General features: G+C 65.6%; 15 protein-coding genes. 14 read left to right on the top strand and 1 reads right to left on the bottom strand.

The genetic code is table 11. The annotated features are described in order from the left end of the window. Window positions 1–5: 5 nt before the first annotated feature. Window positions 6–2,423, bottom strand: coding sequence for a penicillin-binding protein 1A (locus tag HB681_RS02315; protein ID WP_213953122.1), 2,418 nt, complete (start codon window positions 2,421–2,423; stop codon window positions 6–8). A 242-nt stretch (window positions 2,424–2,665) separates the two neighbouring features. Here HB681_RS02315 and HB681_RS02320 point away from each other — a divergent pair, with 242 nt between their 5' ends. From HB681_RS02320 to HB681_RS02385, 14 genes are all read left to right on the top strand, one after another. Next, window positions 2,666–3,745: a pilus assembly protein PilM gene (locus HB681_RS02320; protein ID WP_213953123.1), complete on the top strand. Its 1,080-nt coding sequence runs from the start codon at window positions 2,666–2,668 to the stop codon at window positions 3,743–3,745. Then, on the top strand, window positions 3,742–4,368 hold the full coding sequence (locus HB681_RS02325; protein ID WP_213953124.1) for a PilN domain-containing protein: 627 nt from the start codon (window positions 3,742–3,744) through the stop codon (window positions 4,366–4,368). Before HB681_RS02320 ends, HB681_RS02325 begins: the two co-directional genes overlap by 4 nt. A gap of 5 nt (window positions 4,369–4,373) precedes the next feature. Beyond that, complete coding sequence (locus HB681_RS02330; protein ID WP_213953125.1) at window positions 4,374–5,057, top strand: type 4a pilus biogenesis protein PilO; 684 nt, start codon at window positions 4,374–4,376, stop codon at window positions 5,055–5,057. After that, the gene (locus HB681_RS02335; protein WP_213953126.1) at window positions 5,054–5,596 is read left to right on the top strand and encodes a pilus assembly protein PilP; all 543 of its coding nucleotides are present in this window, start codon (window positions 5,054–5,056) and stop codon (window positions 5,594–5,596) included. Before HB681_RS02330 ends, HB681_RS02335 begins: the two co-directional genes overlap by 4 nt. After that, entirely contained in the window at window positions 5,593–7,809 is a 2,217-nt protein-coding gene (gene pilQ, locus HB681_RS02340; RefSeq protein ID WP_213953127.1) for a type IV pilus secretin family protein, read from the top strand. Before HB681_RS02335 ends, pilQ begins: the two co-directional genes overlap by 4 nt. A gap of 22 nt (window positions 7,810–7,831) precedes the next feature. After that, on the top strand, window positions 7,832–8,392 hold the full coding sequence (locus tag HB681_RS02345; protein WP_213953128.1) for a shikimate kinase: 561 nt from the start codon (window positions 7,832–7,834) through the stop codon (window positions 8,390–8,392). Between the two features lie 31 nt (window positions 8,393–8,423). After that, window positions 8,424–9,524: a 3-dehydroquinate synthase gene (gene aroB, locus HB681_RS02350; RefSeq protein WP_213953129.1), complete on the top strand. Its 1,101-nt coding sequence runs from the start codon at window positions 8,424–8,426 to the stop codon at window positions 9,522–9,524. Between the two features lie 46 nt (window positions 9,525–9,570). Next, window positions 9,571–10,707 carry a deoxyguanosinetriphosphate triphosphohydrolase gene (locus tag HB681_RS02355; protein ID WP_213953130.1) on the top strand — a complete coding sequence of 379 codons (1,137 nt, stop codon included), beginning with the start codon at window positions 9,571–9,573 and terminating at the stop codon, window positions 10,705–10,707. Window positions 10,708–10,768: 61 nt separating this feature from the next. Beyond that, window positions 10,769–12,022 carry an MFS transporter gene (locus HB681_RS02360; protein ID WP_213953131.1) on the top strand — a complete coding sequence of 418 codons (1,254 nt, stop codon included), beginning with the start codon at window positions 10,769–10,771 and terminating at the stop codon, window positions 12,020–12,022. Continuing rightward, window positions 12,019–12,579, top strand: a complete 561-nt coding sequence (locus HB681_RS02365) for a DUF1415 domain-containing protein (protein WP_213953132.1) — start codon at window positions 12,019–12,021, stop codon at window positions 12,577–12,579. Before HB681_RS02360 ends, HB681_RS02365 begins: the two co-directional genes overlap by 4 nt. Next, the gene (locus HB681_RS02370) at window positions 12,576–13,475 is read left to right on the top strand and encodes an SAM-dependent methyltransferase (RefSeq protein WP_213953133.1); all 900 of its coding nucleotides are present in this window, start codon (window positions 12,576–12,578) and stop codon (window positions 13,473–13,475) included. The genes HB681_RS02365 and HB681_RS02370 overlap by 4 nt, the downstream gene beginning before the upstream one ends. 15 nt (window positions 13,476–13,490) lie before the next feature. Beyond that, a complete protein-coding gene (locus HB681_RS02375) occupies window positions 13,491–14,192 on the top strand; it encodes a transposase (RefSeq protein ID WP_213953134.1) in 702 nt (233 codons plus the stop codon). A 186-nt stretch (window positions 14,193–14,378) separates the two neighbouring features. Beyond that, window positions 14,379–19,118 (top strand): glutamate synthase-related protein, encoded by a 4,740-nt coding sequence (locus HB681_RS02380; RefSeq protein WP_213953135.1) that lies wholly within the window; start codon window positions 14,379–14,381, stop codon window positions 19,116–19,118. Between the two features lie 33 nt (window positions 19,119–19,151). Continuing rightward, window positions 19,152–20,630 carry a glutamate synthase subunit beta gene (locus HB681_RS02385; protein ID WP_213953136.1) on the top strand — a complete coding sequence of 493 codons (1,479 nt, stop codon included), beginning with the start codon at window positions 19,152–19,154 and terminating at the stop codon, window positions 20,628–20,630. Window positions 20,631–20,715 lie beyond the last annotated feature (85 nt).

Below are 20,715 nucleotides of genomic sequence, written 5' to 3' on the forward strand. Positions count from 1 at the left end.
GGCGCTCAGTTCCGGAACAGGTCGAGGATGCGGTTGCGTTCTTCCGGCTGTGCCGGCGGGGCGACCGGTGCGCCCGTCAACGATTCGGCGGCAGGCGCGGACGACGAACCACTGTTGTCCACACCCAGGCTGGACACGCCGCGGCCCGGCGCGTAGTCGTCGAAATACCACTCGCTGCCCACATTGACCACGCCAGGCGGCGCCGCCAACTCGGCCACCGGAACGCCCTTGAGCGCGGTTTCCATGAAGGAGATCCAGATCGGCAGGCTCAGGCCGCCACCGGTCTCCTTGTCGCCGAGCTTGCGTGGTGTGTCGTAGCCCATCCAGGCGATGGCCGCGATGGTGGGCTGGAAGCCGGCGAACCACGCGTCGAGCGAGTCGTTGGTGGTGCCGGTCTTGCCGTAGAGGTCGGTACGCTTCAGCGTGGCCTGCGCCTTGGCCGCGGTGCCGCCGCTGGCGACCGATTGCAGCAGGCTGTCCATGATCCAGGCGTTGCGCTGCGGGATGGCGCGCATGCTGTCGTTCAGCACAGGCGGCTGCCGGTCGACCAGGACCTTGTCCTTGTGGTCGGTCACGCGCGACACGAGCACGGGGGGGACTCGGTAGCCGCCGTTGGCGAAGACCGAATAGGCGGTCGCCATCTGCATCGGCGTGACCGAGCCGGCCCCGAGCGCCATCGGCAGGTAGGCCGGGTGCTTGTCGCGGTCGAAGCCGAAATTGGTGATCCAGTCTTGCGCGTAGTGCGTGCCGATCGACTGCAGGATGCGGATCGACACCATGTTCTTCGACTTCATCAGCGCGCGCCGCAGCGGCATCGGGCCTTCGAAGGTGCCGTCGTAGTTCTTCGGCTCCCAAGGCTGGCCGCCGGTGGTGCCCGCGTCGAAGAACAGCGGTGCGTCGTTGACCACCGTGGCCGGCGAGAAGCCCTTTTCGAGCGCGGCCGAATAGATGAAGGGCTTGAAGCTCGAGCCCGGCTGGCGCCAGGCCTGCGTCACGTGGTTGAACTTGTTCTTGTCGAAGTCGAACCCTCCGATCAGTGCCTTGATGGCGCCGTCGCGCGGGTCCATCGCGACGAAGGCGCCTTCGACTTCGGGCAATTGCGTGATTTCCCAAGTGTTCTTCGGCGTCTTGGCGATCCGGATCACCGCGCCGCGGCGGATCCGGATGTTGGGCGCGGCCTTGTCGGCCAGACCGGACTGGGCCGGGCGCAGGCCTTCGCCGCTGATGGTCAGGGTTTCGCCGTTGCCGCGCACGGCGGTCACTTCCTTTGCGGAGGCCTTGAGGACCACGGCCGACATCACGTCGCCGTTGTCGGGGTGGTCGGACAGGGCGTCGTCGACCGCGTCGTCCAGTTCCTTGGGGTTCTGCGGGAGGTCGACGAACTTCTCGGGGCCGCGGTAGATCTGGCGCCGCTCGTAGTCCATGATGCCCTTGCGCAGCGCCTTGTAGGCGGCGGCCTGGTCGGCAGCGACCAGCGTGGTGTAGACCTTGAGGCCGCGGGTGTAGGTGGTGTCGCCGTACTGGGCGTACATGAGCTGGCGCACCGTCTCGGCCACGTATTCCGCGTGCAGGCGGTTCGGGTCCTGGGCATCGCGCAACTGGGGTTCTTCCTTGCGGGCTTCGTCGGCCTGTTCCGCGGTGATGAAGCCGGCGTCCTGCATGCGGTCGATCACGTAGAGCTGGCGGCCGCGGGCGCGCGAGGGGTTGTTGACCGGGTTGTTGGCGCCGGGCGCCTTGGGCAGGCCGGCCAGCATCGCGGCCTGGGCGATGGTGATGTCCTTCAACGGCTTGCCGAAGTAGGCCTCCGACGCCGCGGCAAACCCGTAGGCACGGTTGCCGAGGTAGATCTGGTTCAGGTAGATCTCGAGGATCTGGTCCTTGGTGAGCAGGTGTTCCAGCTTGAAGGTCAGCAGGATCTCGTAGATCTTGCGCGTCAGCGTCTTCTCGGAACTCAGGTAGACGTTGCGTGCCACCTGCATCGTGATGGTCGAGGCCCCCTGGCTCTTGACCTTGTTGAGGTTGGCCAGTCCCGCGCGCAGCATGCCCTTGTAGTCGACGCCGCCGTGGCTGTAGAAGCGGGCGTCTTCGGCGGCCAGCACCGCATCCTTCATGACCTTGGGAATCGTGTCGATCGGTGTCAGATTGCGACGCTCTTCGCCGAACTCGCCAATCTGGATGCCTTCCGATGAAAATACGCGCAGCGGGAGCTTCGGGCGGTAGTCGGCCAGTTCGGAAATATCGGGAAGATTGGGATACGCAACCGCGAGTGCGACGGCCACCACGAACAGGATCGACAGCACGCCCGCAATGGCGAGGCCGGTGGTCCAGAGGAAAAATCTCAACAGCCAGGTGATCCAGGCGGGACGCCTTGGTCGGGCAGCAGGGGTTTTGGCGGGCCCGGAGGCTTTTGTTTTTTCGGGCATGGAAAGTGGCGGAGTCAGCCGGGCATTATAAAAAGGCGCCCTTGCTTCGGCCGGGCGAAATGCGGTCTTAATACAGACCGATTCAATCCGTGATGTAAGTTGCAGAAGTGAAGATTAGCGTCTACTTTTGACAACGAACTGTTTCTGATTCAAGGTCGGGCGCTTGGTTCGGTGCTGTGCTTACTGCTAGCATGCAACCACTCGCAAATATTTCCAATCGTTACAAGCGGATGGGATTCAACTTGACTGCACTGGGATCGTTGTTTCGTCGTCAGCCCGCTCCCCTGCTTGGGTTGGACGTCAGTTCGTCCAGCGTCAAGCTGGTCGAACTCGGCCGCGACGCCACCGGAAAGCTGGTGCTGGAACGCTGCGCCATCGAGCCGCTGGAACGGGGATGGATCACCGACGGCAACGTCGAGAAGTTCGACGAGGTGGCCGAAGCGGTGCGTCGCGTGGTCCGCAAGAGCGGCACCCGCACCAAGAACGCGGCCCTGGCATTGCCGCCGTCTGCAGTGATCACCAAGAAGATCGTTCTGCCCGGCGGCATGAGCGAACAGGAACTCGAGATCCAGGTCGAGTCCGAAGCCAATCAATACATTCCTTTTTCGCTCGACGAAGTGAGCCTGGACTTCTGCGTGATCGGCCAGAACGCGAGTTCGGCGGGTGATGTCGAGGTCCTGATTGCTGCTTCGCGCAAGGAAAAGGTCCAGGACCGCCAAGGGCTGGCCGAAGCGGCCGGGCTCAAGGCCCTGATCCTGGATGTGGAGTCCTATGCATCGCGGCTGGCAACGGCGCGCCTCATCGAGCAATTGCCCGGGCAGGGCCGCGATGCCGTGGTCGCGCTGTTCGAGGTGGGCGCCTACACCACCAGCATGCAGGTGCTGCGCAACCAGGAAGTGCTCTATGACCGCGACCAGGCCTTCGGCGGCGCGCAACTGACGCAACTGATCGTGCGCCAGTACGGTTTCTCCGCGGAAGAAGCCGAGACCAAGAAGCGCAGCGGTGACCTTCCGGACGACTACAGCGCCGGCGTGCTCAAGCCTTTCGTGGCCAGCATTGCGCAGGAAATCGCGCGTGCCTTGCAGTTCTTCTTCACCAGCACGCCGCACAACCGTGTCGACTATGTGTTGCTGGCGGGCGGCTCGGCTGCCCTGCCGGGCTTGACCAGCGCGGTCACGCGCCAGACCTCGTTCGCCTGTTCGCTCCTGAATCCGTTCGATGGCATGGAGATGGGCCCTGGCATCCGCGAAAAGAAGGTTCGACGCGAAGCGCCGTCCTACCTCACGTCCTGTGGACTGGCCATGCGGAGGTTCGTGCAGTGATCCTCATCAATCTGCTCCCTCACCGGGAGGCGGCGCGAAAGCGGCGTCGCGAGACCTTCTATGCGTCGCTGGGCGCCGCCGCGCTGGCGGGTGGCCTGATCGCCGGCGGAGCCTATGTCTGGTTCGAGGCGCAGATCTCCGCGCAGCAGGACAAGAATGCCTACCTGCAGTCCGAGATCACAAAGCTCGAAGCCGAGATCAAGGAGATCTCCACGCTGCAGGCCGAGATCGCCGCCTTGCGTGCACGGCAGCAGGCCGTGGAAGACCTGCAGGGCGACCGCAACATGCCGGTCCACCTGATGAACGAACTGGTGCGGCAACTGCCCGACGGCGTCTACCTCATCAACATGAAGCAGGACAACCAGGCGGTGACCTTGCAGGGCGTGGCGCAGTCCAACGAGCGCGTCTCGGAACTGCTGCGCAACCTGGGCAACAGCAGTCCGTGGCTGGTCAAGCCGGAACTGGTTGAAATCACCGCCGGAACCGTGGCGTTGAGCCCGCGCGACACGCGTCGCGTTTCCAACTTCACGATGAAGATCGGCCTCAAGCGGCCGACCGATGTGCAAAAGCCGGCCGACGGTGCGATACCCGCCGCCGCGCCCGCGGCACCGGTGAAAGGATAAGCGCCATGGCAACACGACGCTCCGCCCCGAATATCGACGTCTCCGCATCGCTGCGCCGCTTCGGCGACCAGTTCCGCGGCCTGAATCCCAACGACCCGTCCGTCTGGCCGGCGGTGCCGCGCTACGCGCTGTGCGTGCTGGTGACGGTGCTGGTGCTGGTGGCGCTCTGGTTCGTCTGGCTCACCAACTCGAACGACACGCTCGAGGCCGAGCGCGCGAAGGAAGTGACGCTGCGCGCCGACTACCAGAAGAAGGTCGTCCTCGCCGCAAATCTCGACATGCTGAAAAAGCAGCGCGAGCAGGTCCAACAATACGTCACGTTGCTGGAAAAGCAATTGCCCAGCAAGGCCGAAATGGACGCATTGCTGTCGGACATCAACCAGGCCGGTCTAGGACGAAGCCTACAGTTCGAACTGTTCCGGCCCGGCACGGTGGTGGTCAAGGACTACTACGCCGAATTGCCGATCGCGGTGCGCGTGACCGGCCGCTATCACGACATGGGCTCGTTCGCGGCCGACATCGCGAACCTCTCGCGCATCGTGACCCTGAACAACATTGCGCTGGCGCCGGCGAAGGACGGCTCCCTCACGATGGACGCCACCGCACGCACCTTCCGTTACCTCGACGCGGAAGAGCAGAACATGCAGAAGAAGGCAGCCGCGGCAGCAGCGGCGGGGGCTAAGAAATGAAGTTGCTGCAGGTATTGCTGATGGCCGCGGCGGTCGTGGGCCTGGCCGGATGCGGCCACTCCGACCGCGAGGAGTTGCAACAGTGGATGGTCGAGCAGCGGGCCCAGGTGAAGCCCAGCGTCACGCCCATTTCCGAGCCGAAGAAGTTCACGCCGCAGGCCTACACCGAAGTCGGTGCGACGGAACCCTTCGACATCCAGAAGTTGACCCAGGCGCTGCGGCGCGACTCGGCCCAGCCCAGCACCTCGGGGCTGATCGGGCCTGAACTGGCAAGGCGCAAGGAGGCGCTGGAAGCCTTCCCGCTCGACTCGATGGCGATGGTCGGCAGCCTCAACCGCAACGGCAAGCCCGTAGCGCTGATCAGCGTCGACAAGCTGCTCTACCAGGTGCGCGTCGGCGAGCACCTGGGACTCAACTACGGGCTCATCACCCGCATCACAGAAACCGAACTCGGCTTGCGTGAAATCGTGCAGGACGCCGCCGGTGAATGGATCGAACGCGTGGCGACGCTGCAACTGCAAGAGAGGCCGACCAAATGAAGCAAGTACAAACCATCGCCGCCAAGTGGCTCAGAGCCGCCGGCACGACGCTGGTGGCGCTCGGCGCCGCCGCGGTCGTTCATGCGCAGAATGCCATCGAGAACGTGACAAGCTCGATGCAGTCCGGTGCCGAAGTGATCCGCATCGACCTGACGCAGCCGCTGACCGCGCCGCCGACCGGCTTCGCGATCCAGACGCCCGCGCGCATCGCGCTCGATTTCCCGGGCGTGACGAACGGCATCGGCCGCTCGGCCATCGAAATCAACCAGGGCAACCTGCGCTCGGTCAACGTCGTGCAGGCCGGCGAACGCACGCGCCTGGTGTTGAACCTCAAGCAGGCCACCGCGTACAAGACCGAGATCCAGGGCAAGTCGCTGCTGGTGTCGCTGGAGCCGGTCGTCGGTCCGGCGCTGGTCGCGTCGCAGCAAGGCGCTTTCGCGGAGAACCGCAACCGTGACATGCTGCCGATCAAGGATGTGGACTTCCGCCTCGGGCCTGACCGCACCGGCCGCGTGATCGTCGACCTGCCGAACAACCAGGTGGGTGTGGACATTCGCCAGCAAGGCAAGAACCTGGTGGTGGAATTCACCAAGTCGACGCTGCCCGAGGGCCTGCGCCGGCGCCTCGACGTGGCCGACTTCGGCACGCCGGTGCAACTGATCACCACGCAGCAGTCGGGCGACCGCGTGCGCATGACCATCGAGCCCACCGGCGAATGGGAGCACAGCGCCTACCAGAGCGAGAACCAGTTCGTGGTCGAAGTGCGCGCCCGCAAGGTCGACCCGACCAAGCTGACGCGCGGCCCCGGCTACTCTGGCGAGAAGCTGTCGCTGAACTTCCAGAACATCGAGATCCGCTCGCTGCTGCAGGTCATCGCCGACTTCACGAACTTCAACATCGTGACCTCCGACTCGGTGACGGGCTCGCTGACGCTGCGCCTGAAGGACGTGCCCTGGGACCAGGCGCTCGACATCATCATGCAGGCCAAGAACCTCGGCATGCGCAAGAACGGCAGCGTGCTGTGGATCGCACCGAAGGATGAGATCAATGCCAAGGAAAAGGTCGAGTTCGAGGCCGCCGCAGCGATCGAGACGCTGGAGCCGCTGCGCACCCAGTCCTACCAGCTCAACTACACCAAGGCCGCGATCGTCCAGCAGCAGCTGAGCGGCACCGGCGTCGGCGGCGGCGGCGGCGTCACGACGACGCGACTGCTGAGCGCTCGCGGCTCCGTCATCGCAGAGACGCGGACGAACCAGCTCTTCGTGTCCGACATTCCTTCGCGACTGGCGCAGGTCACCGAGATGATCCAGAAGCTCGACGTGCCGGTTCGCCAGGTGCTGATCGAGGCGCGCATCGTCGAGGCTTCGGACACCTTCGGCAAGTCGCTGGGTGTGAAGCTGGGTGGCGGTGTGCTGAATTCCACCAGCAGCTTCGGCGTGCAGCCCGCGATCACCAACGGGGTGCGGACGGCCGGCATCAATACCTACGGTCCGGGCACTTTCGCTGGTCCGAATCCCCTGGTCAACGGGCTGGTCAACAACGCGCTGGTCGGTGCCACGAGCACGACCTACACCAATTCGACGGCCAACTCGTCGACGGCCAGCTTCGCCAACAGCAACTTCATCAACCTGCCCGCGGCCCTGGCCAGCGGTGCGCAGCCGGGTGCGTTCGCACTGTCGCTGTTCAGCTCGAGCCTGTCGCGGATCCTGAACCTCGAGATCTCCGCGCTGGAAGAAGACGGCAAGGGCAAGGTCGTGTCCAGCCCGCGTGTGGTGACGGCCGACCAGACCAAGGCGCTGATCGAGCAGGGCACCGAACTGCCCTACCAGGTGGCCACCTCGAGCGGCGCGACTTCCATCGCATTCCGCAAGGCCAACCTGAAGCTGGAAGTGACGCCGCAGATCACGCCTGAAGGCAACATCATCCTGACGCTGGACGTCAACAAGGACACCGTCGGCCAGGCGACGACGGCAGGCTTCGCGATCAACACCAAGCACGTGCAGACCGAGGTGCTGGTGGAGAACGGCGGCACGGTGGTCATCGGTGGTATCTTCGAGCTCACCGAATCCACCGACGATACGCGTGTGCCTGTGCTGGGCGAGGTGCCTTACCTCGGCGCACTGTTCCGCACGAAGAATCGCACGTCCAACAAGACAGAAATGCTGATTTTCATCACCCCGAAAATGATCACTGACCGCAACGCCGCGCGCTGATGCGCGGCCGTTGCTGAACCGCATGGCGGTCGCACTCGTCGGCTTGCCCGGCGCCGGAAAATCCGCAGTGGGCAGGCGCCTTGGTCAGCGCCTGCAACTCCCCTTCATCGACAGTGACAACGTGATCGAGCAGCGCATAGGCTGCTCGATTCGCGATTACTTCGAGCGCGAAGGCGAGGCAAGCTTCCGTGACATCGAGCAGCAGGTCATCGCAGACCTGGCCCGGACCGCCAGCGGCGTGGTGGCGACCGGCGGCGGCTCGGTGCTGCGCGAGGCCAACCGGGCCATGCTGCGCGGCAGCTTCCACGTGATCTACCTGCGGTCCTCGCCCGAAGACCTGTTCCGGCGCCTGCGTCACGACGTGAAGCGACCGTTGCTCCAGGTGGCCGATCCGCTGGGGCGGCTGCGCGAACTGCATGGCGCGCGGGACCCGCTGTACCGGCAGACTGCGCACGACATCGTCGAGACCGGGCGGCCTTCGGTCGCCATGCTGGTCAACATCATCGTGATGCAACTGGAACTGGCGGGCATCGTGGTTCCGTCGGCGCCGCCCGATGTCCCGCCCGTTGACCCCCACGAATAAGCGCCCAGCCTGCTGGGCCTAAACTCGCGGGATGCCTTTGACCGCGACCCTGGAACGTGTCGAGATAAACCTCGGCGACCGCAGCTACCCCATCCTGATTGGCGACGACCTGCTCGACGATGCGTCGCACTATGCGGGCCTGCCGGCATCGGCCAGCGCGCTGATCGTCAGCAACACCACTGTGGCGCCCCTCTACGCGCAGCGCCTGCGCGCCGTACTGGAACCACGCTTCCGCTCGGTGCACCTGCTGGAACTGCCCGACGGGGAGGTCTACAAGGACTGGGCCACGCTCAACCTGATCTTCGATGCGCTGCTGGGCCGTGGTTGCGACCGCAAGACCGTGCTGTTCGCGCTGGGCGGCGGTGTGGTGGGCGACATGACCGGCTTCGCGGCTGCCAGCTACATGCGCGGCGTGCCCTTCGTCCAGGTGCCGACGACCTTGCTGGCGCAGGTCGATTCCTCGGTGGGTGGCAAGACGGCCATCAACCATCCGCTCGGCAAGAACATGATCGGCGCGTTCTACCAGCCGCAACTGGTGCTGTGCGACCTGGGCACGCTGAAGACGCTGCCGGCGCGCGAACTCAGCGCGGGCCTTGCCGAAGTGATCAAGTACGGGCCGATCTACGACATGGCCTTCTTCGACTGGATCGAGGCCCACATGGACGCGATGGTGGCGCGCGACGGCGCTGCGCTGGCCCTTGCGGTGAAGCGCAGTTGCGAGATCAAGGCCGAGGTCGTCGGTCAGGACGAGCGCGAATCGGGGCTGCGGGCCATCCTCAACTTCGGCCATACCTTCGGCCATGCCATCGAGTCGGGCCTGGGCTATGGCGAGTGGCTGCACGGCGAGGCCGTCGGTTGCGGCATGGTGATGGCGGCACAACTGTCGCAGCGCCTGGGGGGCGTGGATGCGGCTTTCGTGGCGCGACTGACTCGGCTCATCGAACGCGCGGGCCTGCCAATCGTGGGGCCGGCACTGGGGGCGGAGCGCTACCTCGAACTGATGCGCGTGGACAAGAAGTCCGAGGGCGGCGAGATCCGCTTCGTACTGCTCGACCGACCCGGGTCGGCAGTCATGCGCGCCGCACCCGAGGCGCTGGTGCGGGAAGTGCTGGCGCAATGCTGCCGGGCCTGAAGCCCATCGTTTCTGCAACCGGTCCTTGTCCGGGCCCTGAAACGGAATGACGCCGTCGCTTGCCTGCTATGCCTGCGACCCCGCGCACTCGCGCGGCCGGCGCCATCCGGAACTGCCCGCGCCCACGCGCAACGCATTCCAGCGCGACCGCGACCGCATCGTCCATTCCACCGCCTTCCGGCGGCTGGTCTACAAGACGCAAGTATTCCTGAACCATGAAGGCGACCTGTTCCGCACGCGGCTCACGCATTCGCTGGAGGTCGCGCAGCTGGGGCGCTCCATCGCCCGTGCGCTGGGGCTCAACGAGGACCTGGTGGAGGCCATCGCGTTGGCGCATGACCTCGGCCACACGCCCTTCGGACATGCGGGGCAGGATGCGCTCGATGCCTGCATGGCGGACCACGGCGGCTTCGAGCACAACCTGCAAAGCCTGCGCGTGGTGGACGAACTCGAGCACCGCTATCCGCAGTACGACGGCATCAACCTGAGTTTCGAAACGCGCGAAGGCATCCTCAAGCACTGCTCGCGCGTGAATGCCGAGCGGCTCGAAAAGCAGGAGCCCGATGGCGTAGCGCGGCGATTCCTCGACCGCATCCAACCCTCGCTGGAAGCGCAGCTTTGCAACCTGGCCGACGAGATCGCCTACAACGCGCACGACATTGACGACGGCGTGCGCTCCGGGCTGATCCGCATCGAGGACCTCGCGGGAGTTGAATTGTTCGAGCGCCATCGGGCGCAGGCGCTCGCCGAGTATCCGGAGCTGCAAGGTCGCCGGGTGCTCTACGAGGCGATCCGGCGCATGCTGAGCGCGCAGGTCTACGACGTGATCGACACCACCCGGGCTGCCCTGGACGCCGCTGCGCCAGCGGACGCCCATGCAGCGCAACGCTGCGGGCCGCTGGTGCTGTTCGGCGATGCGATGCGCGCCGAATCCGCCGCGCTCAAGCGCTTTCTCCTGCACAACCTGTACCGCCATCGGCAGGTCATGCAGACGACCGAGCAGGCCAAGGACGTCGTGGCCGGGCTGTTTGCGGCCTACCTCGACAAGCCCGCGGAGATGCCCGATTCCTTTGCCGGCCGCACCGACAAGGAGCGCGCCGTGGCCGACTACATCGCCGGCATGACCGATCGATTCGCGATGCGCGAACACGAGCGGCTGACGGGAAAGCGGTGGATGGCGTGAGCGCAGCGCCGGGCCGCCCCAAGCAAGCTCGCGCCGCAGCGGCAAGCGCGGCGGGCCTTCGATGACCGTCCGCGTGCCAATGGCCGCACTCGCCGTCGTGGCGGCCGGCGTGAGCGTGGCCTTGCACCTGGGCAAGCTGTCGCCGGCCATTCCTGCTCTCCAATCCACGCTCGGGTTGTCCCTGGTCGAGGCCGGCTTCATGCTCTCGCTGGTGCAACTGGCGAGCATGACGCTGGGCTTGGCGGTCGGCTTGGCCGCCGACGCGATCGGCTTGCGGCGCAGCATGCTGATCGGCCTCGTGATTGCGACCACGGCCAGCGTCCTGGGCGGTGTCGCGGGGCAGTTTGCATCCCCCTGGGTCGTGGCGTGGCTGCTCTTGCTGCGCGCCATCGAAGGCCTGGGATTCCTGCTCGTAGTAATGCCCGCGCCGGGGCTCATCCGCGCGATGACGCCGCCGGGCGCCGAGAAGGCCGCGCTGGGCATCTGGGGCGCCTACATGCCGTTGGGCGTGGCTCTGGCACTGCTCTGCGGCCCTGGCCTGATCGCGTGGGCGGGCTGGCCCGGATGGTGGTGGGTGCTGTCGCTGCTGTCCGGCGGCGCCGCCTTGTGGGTGGCCCGGGTGGTTCCCGCGGATGGCCCGCGCGGCAAGGGACCCGCCGAAGCGGACTGGCGCAGCCGCCTGAAGACGACGCTCGCCGCGCCGGGGCCATGGTTCGTGTCGCTGGCCTTTGCCGTCTACTCATCGCAATGGATGGCGGTGATCGGTTTCCTTCCCTCGATCTATGCCGAGGCGGGCGTGCCATCGGGATGGAGCGCCGTGCTCACCGCGACCGCGGCGGCCATGAACATCGTGGGCAATATCGCCGGCGGGCGCTGGTTGCAGCGGGGCCTGGCGCCCGCGCAACTGTTGCGCATCGGCTATGGCGTCATGGCGCTCGGCAGCATCATGGCGTTCGCGCAGTGGGGGCAAGGCGCCCATGCGATGGGCTTGCCGCCGGCCTTGCGCTACGTGGCGGTGTGCGTGTTTTCGCTGTTCGGCGGCGCGGTGCCGGCTACGCTGTTCATGCTCGCCGTGCGCCTGGCGCCCGGGCCCGCCACCGTGTCGACGACCGTGGGCATGATGCAGCAGGCCTCGGCATTCGGGCAGTTCATCGCGCCGCCGCTGGTCGCATGGATCGCGCATCGCGTCGGTGGCTGGCAATGGACCTGGACGGTGACCGCGGCATGCTCGATCGCGGGCATCGTGCTGGCATCGCGCCTGCCCGGCATGGGGCGGCGCGCGACCGCCGGAATTGCAGTGAAGAAATCGCGATGATCGATGAAGCACACGCCGTCGCCGATACCCGCCGCTGGCTCGAGCGGGCCGTGATCGGGCTCAATCTCTGCCCCTTTGCCAAGGCGGTGCACGTCAAGGCGCAGATCCATTGGGCGGTCTACCTGGCCGAAAGCGATGGCGGCCTGCTCGACGCGCTGCTGGCCGAGGCGGCGGCGCTGCTCGCACAGGATGCCGCGGTGCGCGACACTACGCTTTTGATCGCGCCCAACACCTTGCCTGACTTCCTCGACTTCAATGACTTCAGCGCGCGCGCCGAACGCCGGCTCGCGCGCGCCGGCTACGACGGCGTGCTGCAGCTCGCGACCTTCCATCCGCAGTTCCAGTTCGGCGGCACGGAGCCGGATGACATCGGCAACGCCACCAATCGCGCGCCCTATCCCGCCTTGCACCTGCTGCGAGAAGACAGCGTGAGCCGCGCGGTCGAGGCCTTCCCGGACGCGGAAGAGATCTTCGAGCGCAACATCGAGACGCTGGAAGTGCTTGGCGCCGAAGGCTGGGCCGCGCTCGATGTCGGACCCCGGGCGGCCACGCCATGAAAGCAAGCGCGAAAGCCCTCAAGGCCGAGGCCGAACTGGCCGACGCCGTGCGTCCGGGCCAGTCGACCGAGCTGCTGAAGGAACTGCACATCCTCACGCGCGAGGGCCGCCTGAACCAGGACTCGCGCCGCAAGCTGAAGCAGGTCTATCACCTGTTCCAGTTCATCGAGAAGCTGCTGCGCGAATTGCCGGGCGAGGGCGCGAGTGCGACGCTGGCCGACCACGGCGCCGGCAAGTCGTACCTTGGTTTCATCATCTACGACCTGTTCTTCAAGGCGCTCGGTGGCGGGCACGTCTACGGCATCGAGACACGCGGCGAGCTGGTCGCCAAATCGAAGGCCCTGGCGAGCCAGCTCGGCTTCGACCGCATGTCGTTCCTGAACCTGAGCGTGGCCGAGTCGGCGCATTCGGCGGAACTGCCCGCGCAGATCGATGTGGTCACCGCGCTGCATGCCTGCGACACGGCCACCGATGACGCGATCGCCTTCGGCCTGGCCAAGAACGCGCGCTACATGGTGCTCGTGCCCTGCTGCCAGGCCGAATTGGCGGCCTGCCTGCGCGAGACCAAGGCGCTGGCCCTTTCGCGCACGCCGCTCGCCGAGCTGTGGCGGCATCCGCTGCACACGCGCGAGATCGGCAGCCAACTCACCAACGTGCTGCGCTGCCTGCTGCTGGAGGCGCACGGCTACCAGGTCACGGTGACCGAACTGGTCGGTTGGGAGCACAGCATGAAGAACGAACTGATCATCGCGCGGCGAACCGGCCATCGGAAGGCCGGCGCGGCGCAGCGCCTGCGCGAACTGCTGGCGCAGTTCGGGCTCGATGCGCTGCAGCCGACGCGTTTTCCGCTGCCCGAAGTCCCGCGTTCGCCAGAACCTGTCGCGTCGCCAGCCTGAGCCGGCCTATACGCCATGGCCCGCCTGCCCCGCCTCACGCTCGCGGACCAGCCGCACCACGTGATCCAGCGTGGCAACAATCGGCAGGCGATCTTCATTGACGCAGAAGACCATCAGCGCATGCTCGCGCTGCTTGGCGAGAACGCGCCGCGCTTCGGCGTGGCGCTGCATGCCTATGTGCTGATGGGCAATCACTTCCACCTGCTGGCCACGCCCGCGACGGTCGAGGGGCTGCCCAAGCTCATGCAGGCCGTCGGCCGCAGCTACGTGCGCTGGTTCAACGACCGCCATGACCGCAGCGGAACGCTCTGGGAAGGGCGCTACCGCTCCACCTTGATCCAGGCCGACAGGTACCTGCTGGCCTGCATGGCCTACATCGACCTCAATCCCGTGCGCGCGGGCGTGGTCCGCGAGGCGCGCGACTACCCGTGGTCGAGCCACAACCACTATGCGGGGCTGCGCACGGATCGCCTGTTGACGCCCCATCCGCTGTACTGGACGCTTGGAAACACTCCGTTCGCGCGAGAGGCGGCTTATGCTGAATTGGTGCGTGCAGGCGTGTCGGCGCGGGACCAGAGCTTGCTTACCGAATCGGCGTTGCAGGGGTGGGCCGCGGGAGACGCAGACTTTGTCGAAAAACTGCAGTCAGCGACGCCACGGCGCGTTGCCAAGGTGCGAGCTGGACGTCGGCCGCAATCGCTGAAATCTACCGGTTGAAAAGTGACTTGAAGGCTTGTTTTTCGGGCCCTCATTGCTATCAAGTCTGATGTGTCCCCAATTAATACTTGATTGATTGATTCGGAAATTATTTGGAATCTGACCCCAATTAAAGTTCTTGGCACTGTTTGTGCAATGCAATATTCTCCGTTTCCCCCGCGAAAAAATTGAAGAAGGAGTACGCCCATGACCACGGACGCAGAGATCCAACACCTGGAAAAACACGGGCTGTATTCGTCCGCCAACGAGCATGACGCCTGTGGCCTCGGCTTCGTTGCCCACATCAAGGGCGAGAAGCGCCACGACATCGTCACCCAGGCGCTCAAGATCCTCGAGAACATCGACCATCGCGGCGCCGTGGGCGCTGACAAGCTGATGGGCGACGGCGCCGGCATCCTGATCCAGATTCCGGACGCCTTGTACCGCGAGGAAATGGCCAACCAGGGCGTGGCCTTGCCGCCGTATGGCGAATACGGCGTCGGCATGATCTTCCTGCCCAAGGAGCATGCCTCGCGCATGGCCTGCGAGCAGGAGATGGAGCGCGCCATCAAGGCCGAAGGCCAGGTGCTGCTCGGATGGCGCGACGTGCCGGTCAACGCCGAGATGCCGATGTCGCCCGCGGTCAAGAAGACCGAGCCGATCCTGCGCCAGGTCTTCATCGGCCGCGGCAACGACGTCATCGTGCAGGACGCGCTGGAGCGCAAGCTGTACGTGATCCGCAAGACCGCCAGCGCAAACATCCAGAACCTCGCGCTCAAGCACAGCAAGGAATACTACGTTCCGAGCATGTCCAGCCGCACGGTGGTCTACAAAGGCCTGCTGCTGGCCGACCAGGTCGGCGTGTACTACAAGGACCTGTCGGACGAGCGTTGCGTCTCCGCGCTGGGCCTGGTGCACCAGCGCTTCTCGACCAACACCTTCCCCAAGTGGCCGCTGGCCCACCCGTACCGCTACGTCGCCCACAACGGCGAAATCAACACGGTGCGCGGTAACTACAACTGGATGCTGGCGCGCGAAGGCGTGATGTCCTCGCCCGTGCTCGCGGCCGACCTGAAGAAGCTGTACCCGATCAGCTTCGCCGGCCAGTCCGACACCGCCACCTTCGACAACTGCCTCGAACTCATGACCATGGCCGGCTACCCGATCAGCCAGGCCGTGATGATGATGATCCCCGAGCCGTGGGAGCAGCACGGCAACATGGACGAGCGCCGCCGCGCCTTCTACGAATACCACGCCGCGATGATGGAGCCGTGGGACGGCCCGGCCTCGATCGTCTTCACCGACGGCCGCCAGATCGGCGCCACGCTGGACCGCAACGGCCTGCGCCCCTCGCGCTACTGCGTCACCGACGACGACCTGGTCATCATGGCTTCCGAATCCGGCGTGCTGCCGGTGCCGGAGCACAAGATCCTCCGCAAGTGGCGCCTGCAGCCGGGCAAGATGTTCCTGATCGACCTGGAACAGGGCCGCATGATCGACGATGACGAGCTCAAGGCACAGATCGTCAATACCAAGCCCTACAAGCAGTGGATCGAGAACCTGCGCATCAAGCTCGACAACGTGCAAACGCCGACGGCAGAAGTGCCGACCAGCGAGGTCTCGCTGCTCGACCGCCAGCAGGCCTTCGGCTACACGCAGGAAGACATCAAGTTCCTGATGAGCCCGATGGCGCAGGCCGGCGAGGAGGGCATCGGCTCGATGGGCAACGACAGCCCGCTGGCCGTGCTGTCGAGCAAGAACAAGACGCTCTACAACTACTTCCGCCAGATGTTCGCGCAGGTGACGAACCCGCCGATCGACCCGATCCGCGAAGCGATCGTGATGTCGCTCAACAGCTTCATCGGCCCCAAGCCGAACCTGCTGGACATCAACCAGGTCAACCCGCCGATGCGGCTGGAAGTGACGCAGCCGATCCTCGACTTCACCGACATGGCGAAGCTGCGCGACATCGAGAAGCACACGCAGGGCAAGTTCAAGAGCTCCACGCTGGACATCTGCTACCCGGCCGACTGGGGCCGCGAGGGCATCGAAGCCAAGCTGGCCTCGCTGTGCGCCGAAGCCGTGGATGCGATCAAGGGCGGCAGCAACATCCTGATCGTCAGCGACCGCGGCATGACCGCGACGCGCGTGGCGATCCCGGCGTTGCTCGCATCGAGCGCCATTCACCAGCACCTGGTGCGTGAGGGCCTGCGCACGACGGCCGGCCTGGTCGTGGAGACCGGCAGCGCCCGCGAAGTGCATCACTTCGGCGTGCTCGCCGGCTACGGCGCGGAAGCCGTGCATCCGTACCTCGCGATGGAAACGCTGGCCTCGATGCACGCCGACCTGCCCGGCGACCTGTCGGCCGAGAAGGCGATCTACAACTACGTGAAGGCGATCGGCAAGGGCCTGTCGAAGATCATGTCCAAGATGGGCGTGAGCACCTACATGAGCTACTGCGGCGCCCAGTTGTTCGAAGCCATCGGCCTGAACAGCGACACCGTCGGCAAGTACTTCACCGGCACGGCCAGCCGCGTCGAAGGCATCGGCGTGTTCGAGATCGCCGAGGAAACGCTGCGTACCCACGCGGCCGCCTTCAGCGACGACCCGGTCCTGGCAAACATGCTCGACGCCGGCGGCGAATACGCCTGGCGCACGCGCGGCGAAGACCACATGTGGACGCCCGACGCGATCGCCAAGCTGCAGCACAGCACGCGCGCCAACAACTGGAGCACCTACAAGGAATACGCGCAGATCATCAACGACCAGAGCCGCCGCCACATGACGCTGCGCGGTCTGTTCGAGTTCAAGATCGATCCTGCGAAGGCGATTCCGGTGGAGGAAGTCGAGTCGGCGGCAGATATCGTCAAGCGCTTCGCCACGGGTGCGATGTCGCTCGGTTCGATCTCGACCGAAGCGCATGCCACGCTCGCCGTGGCCATGAACCGCATCGGCGGCAAGAGCAACACCGGCGAGGGCGGCGAAGACCCTTCGCGCTACCGCAACGAACTCAAGGGCATCCCGGTGAAGGTCGGCGACACGCTCAAGAGCGTCGTGGGCGAGGCCAACGTCGAAGTCGATTTGCCGTTGAAGGCCGGCGACTCGCTGCGCTCGAAGATCAAGCAGGTCGCGTCGGGCCGCTTCGGCGTCACCGCCGAGTACCTGACCTCGGCCGACCAGATCCAGATCAAGATGGCGCAGGGCGCGAAGCCCGGCGAAGGCGGGCAATTGCCGGGCGGCAAGGTGTCGAACTACATCGGCGCGCTGCGCTACTCGGTGCCGGGCGTGGGCCTCATCAGCCCGCCGCCGCACCATGACATCTATTCGATCGAGGATCTGGCGCAGCTTATCCACGACCTGAAGAACGTCGCGCCGCATGCCAGCATCAGCACCAAGCTGGTCAGCGAAGTGGGCGTGGGCACGGTGGCCGCGGGCGTGACCAAGTGCAAGAGCGACCACATCGTGATCGCGGGCCATGACGGCGGCACGGGCGCATCGCCCTGGTCGTCCATCAAGCACGCGGGCGGTCCGTGGGAAATCGGCCTGGCCGAGACGCAACAGACGCTGGTGCTGAACCGCCTGCGCGGTCGCGTGCGTGTGCAGGCCGATGGCCAGATGAAGACCGGCCGCGACGTCGCCATCGGCGCGCTGCTGGGTGCGGACGAGTTCGGCTTCGCCACCGCGCCGCTGATCGTCGAAGGCTGCATCATGATGCGCAAGTGCCACCTGAACACCTGCCCGGTGGGCGTGGCCACGCAGGACCCGATCCTGCGCAAGAAGTTCTCCGGCAAGCCCGAGCACGTCGTCAACTACTTCTTCTTCATCGCGGAAGAAGTGCGCCAGATCATGGCGCAGCTGGGCATCCGCACCTTCAACGAGATGATCGGCCGCGCCGACCTGCTCGACATGAAGAAGGGCATCCAGCACTGGAAGGCCAGCGGCCTGGACTTCAGCCGCCTGTTCGCGCTGCCCGAGGTGCCGGCCGACGTGCCGCGCTTCCACGTGCAGGACCAGGACCATGGCCTCGAGCACAACCTCGACACCAAGCTCATCGAGAAGTCGCGCGCGGCCATCGACAAGGGCGAGAAGGTGCAGTTCATCGAAGTGGCGCGCAACGTCAACCGTACCGTCGGCGCCAAGCTGTCGGGTGCGCTGACCCGCGTGCATCCCGAGGGCCTGCCGGACGATTCGATCCGCATCCAGCTGGAAGGCACGGGCGGCCAGTCCTTCGGTGCTTTCCTCGCGCGTGGCATCACGTTGTACCTGATCGGCGACGCCAACGACTACACGGGCAAGGGCTTGTCGGGTGGGCGCATCGTGGTCCGGCCCAGCCTCGACTTCCGCGGCGAAGCGGTGCGCAACACCATCGTGGGCAACACCGTGATGTATGGCGCCACGACCGGCGAAGCGTACTTCTGCGGCGTGGCGGGCGAGCGTTTCGCGGTACGCCTGTCGGGTGCCACGGCGGTCGTCGAAGGCACGGGCGACCACGGTTGCGAATACATGACGGGCGGGACCGTGGCGGTGCTGGGCAAGACCGGTCGCAATTTCGCGGCCGGCATGAGCGGCGGCGTGGCCTTCGTCTACGACGAGGATGGGCAGTTCGCATCGCGCTGCAACCTGTCGATGGTCTCGCTTGACAAGGTGCTCACCAGCGCCGAGCAGACCGCGAGCATGCACAAAAAGATCTGGCACACCGGCCAGACCGACGAGGTGCAGCTCAGGAAGCTGCTCGAGGATCACCATCGCTGGACCGGCAGCAAGCGCGCACGCGAGTTGCTCGACGACTGGCCGACGGCCCGCACGAAGTTCGTGAAGGTGTTCCCGAACGAATACAAGCGCGCCCTCGCCGAGATCCACGACCGGCAGGTCGAGCTCGCCAGCAGCGGCAACGATGCGCATGCCGGCCTGGAGCCGCACGCGATGCGCAAGCCGGCCAAGGTCTGACGCGAAGCACAAGAAAGAACAGAGGACATCACGATGGGAAAAATCACGGGCTTCATGGAGCATGAGCGCATCGAGGAGGGCTACAAGCCCATCGACGAGCGCGTCAAGCACTACAAGGAATTCGTCGTCGGCCTGACGCCTGCGCAAGCCAAGGTGCAGGGCGCGCGCTGCATGGACTGCGGCACGCCGTTCTGCAACAGCGGCTGCCCGGTCAACAACGTCATCCCCGACTTCAACGACCTGGTCTACCGCGACGACTGGCAGAACGCCTTCGCGGTGCTGGACTCGACCAACAACTTCCCGGAGTTCACCGGCCGCATCTGTCCCGCACCGTGCGAAGCAGCCTGCGTGCTGAACGTGAATGACGATCCGATCGGCATCAAGTCGATCGAGCACGCGATCATCGACCGCGCCTGGGACGAAGGCTGGGTCGACGCGCGACCTGCCAAGCACAAGACCGGCAAGAAGGTCGCGGTGGTCGGCTCCGGCCCGGCCGGCATGGCGGCGGCGCAACAGCTCGCGCGCGTCGGCCATGACGTCACGCTGTTCGAGAAGAACGACCGTGTCGGCGGCCTGCTGCGCTACGGCATCCCCGACTTCAAGATGGAGAAGACCCACATCGACCGCCGCGTCGAGCAGATGAAGGCCGAGGGCGTGACCTTCCGTCTTGGCGTAATGATCGGTGCCGCCAAGGATCCGCTCGGCAAGGGCTCCAAGGTCATCAACTGGGCCAAGGAAACGATCACGCCCGAGCAGCTTGACAAGGAATTCGACGCCGTGCTGCTGACTGGCGGCGCCGAGCAGTCGCGCGATCTGCCCGTGCCTGGCCGCGATCTGGATGGCATCCATTTCGCGATGGAATTCCTGCCGTTGCAGAACAAGGTCAACGCGGGCGACAAGGTCAAGGGCCAGATCCGCGCCGACGGCAAGCACGTCATCGTGATCGGCGGTGGCGACACCGGCTCCGACTGCGTCGGCACCAGCAACCGCCATGGCGCCGTTAGCGTGACGCAGTTCGAGGTCATGCCGCAGCCGCCCGAGGAAGAAAACCGTCCGATGACCTGGCCCTACTGGCCGATCAAGCTGCGCACCAGCTCCAGCCATGAGGAAGGCTGCGAGCGCGAGTTCGCCATCTCGACCAAGGAATTCATCGGCGACAAGGGCAAGGTCACCGGCCTGAAGACCGTTCGCGTCGAATGGAAGGACGGCAAGATGGTCGAGGTCGCCGGCAGCGAGAAGATTCTCAAGGCCGACCTGGTGCTGCTGGCCATGGGCTTCGTGAGCCCGGTCGCTGGCGTGCTGGATGCCTTCGGCGTCGAGAAGGATGCGCGCGGCAATGCCAAGGCGACGGTGGAATTTACCGGCGGCTACGCGACCAACGTGCCGAAGGTGTTTGCCGCAGGCGATATCCGCCGCGGCCAGTCGCTGGTGGTCTGGGCCATTCGCGAAGGCCGCCAGGGCGCGCGTGCGGTGGACGAGTTCCTCATGGGGTACAGCGACCTGCCGCGCTGACCGCTGCAGGAGGGCACCCCATGGTTCATTTATCATAGGGGACCGCTGAGCCGGGACGCCTGAAGAGGTTCCCGGCTTTTCTGTT

This window comes from Variovorax sp. dw_954 (assembly GCF_018449755.1).
Lineage (GTDB): Bacteria > Pseudomonadota > Gammaproteobacteria > Burkholderiales > Burkholderiaceae_C > Variovorax.

What these genes read in the sequence shown, in the direction of transcription:
- aroB (WP_213953129.1), top strand. Translation starts at nt 8,424, where the DNA reads ATGCCTTTGACCGCGACCCTGGAACGTGTCGAGATAAACCTCGGCGAC.
- HB681_RS02375 (WP_213953134.1), top strand. Translation starts at nt 13,491, where the DNA reads ATGGCCCGCCTGCCCCGCCTCACGCTCGCGGACCAGCCGCACCACGTG.
- HB681_RS02355 (WP_213953130.1), top strand. Translation starts at nt 9,571, where the DNA reads ATGACGCCGTCGCTTGCCTGCTATGCCTGCGACCCCGCGCACTCGCGC.
- HB681_RS02365 (WP_213953132.1), top strand. Translation starts at nt 12,019, where the DNA reads ATGATCGATGAAGCACACGCCGTCGCCGATACCCGCCGCTGGCTCGAG.
- HB681_RS02315 (WP_213953122.1), bottom strand. Translation starts at nt 2,423, where the DNA reads ATGCCCGAAAAAACAAAAGCCTCCGGGCCCGCCAAAACCCCTGCTGCC.
- HB681_RS02370 (WP_213953133.1), top strand. Translation starts at nt 12,576, where the DNA reads ATGAAAGCAAGCGCGAAAGCCCTCAAGGCCGAGGCCGAACTGGCCGAC.
- HB681_RS02330 (WP_213953125.1), top strand. Translation starts at nt 4,374, where the DNA reads ATGGCAACACGACGCTCCGCCCCGAATATCGACGTCTCCGCATCGCTG.
- HB681_RS02335 (WP_213953126.1), top strand. Translation starts at nt 5,054, where the DNA reads ATGAAGTTGCTGCAGGTATTGCTGATGGCCGCGGCGGTCGTGGGCCTG.
- pilQ (WP_213953127.1), top strand. Translation starts at nt 5,593, where the DNA reads ATGAAGCAAGTACAAACCATCGCCGCCAAGTGGCTCAGAGCCGCCGGC.
- HB681_RS02345 (WP_213953128.1), top strand. Translation starts at nt 7,832, where the DNA reads ATGGCGGTCGCACTCGTCGGCTTGCCCGGCGCCGGAAAATCCGCAGTG.
- HB681_RS02385 (WP_213953136.1), top strand. Translation starts at nt 19,152, where the DNA reads ATGGGAAAAATCACGGGCTTCATGGAGCATGAGCGCATCGAGGAGGGC.
- HB681_RS02360 (WP_213953131.1), top strand. Translation starts at nt 10,769, where the DNA reads ATGACCGTCCGCGTGCCAATGGCCGCACTCGCCGTCGTGGCGGCCGGC.
- HB681_RS02380 (WP_213953135.1), top strand. Translation starts at nt 14,379, where the DNA reads ATGACCACGGACGCAGAGATCCAACACCTGGAAAAACACGGGCTGTAT.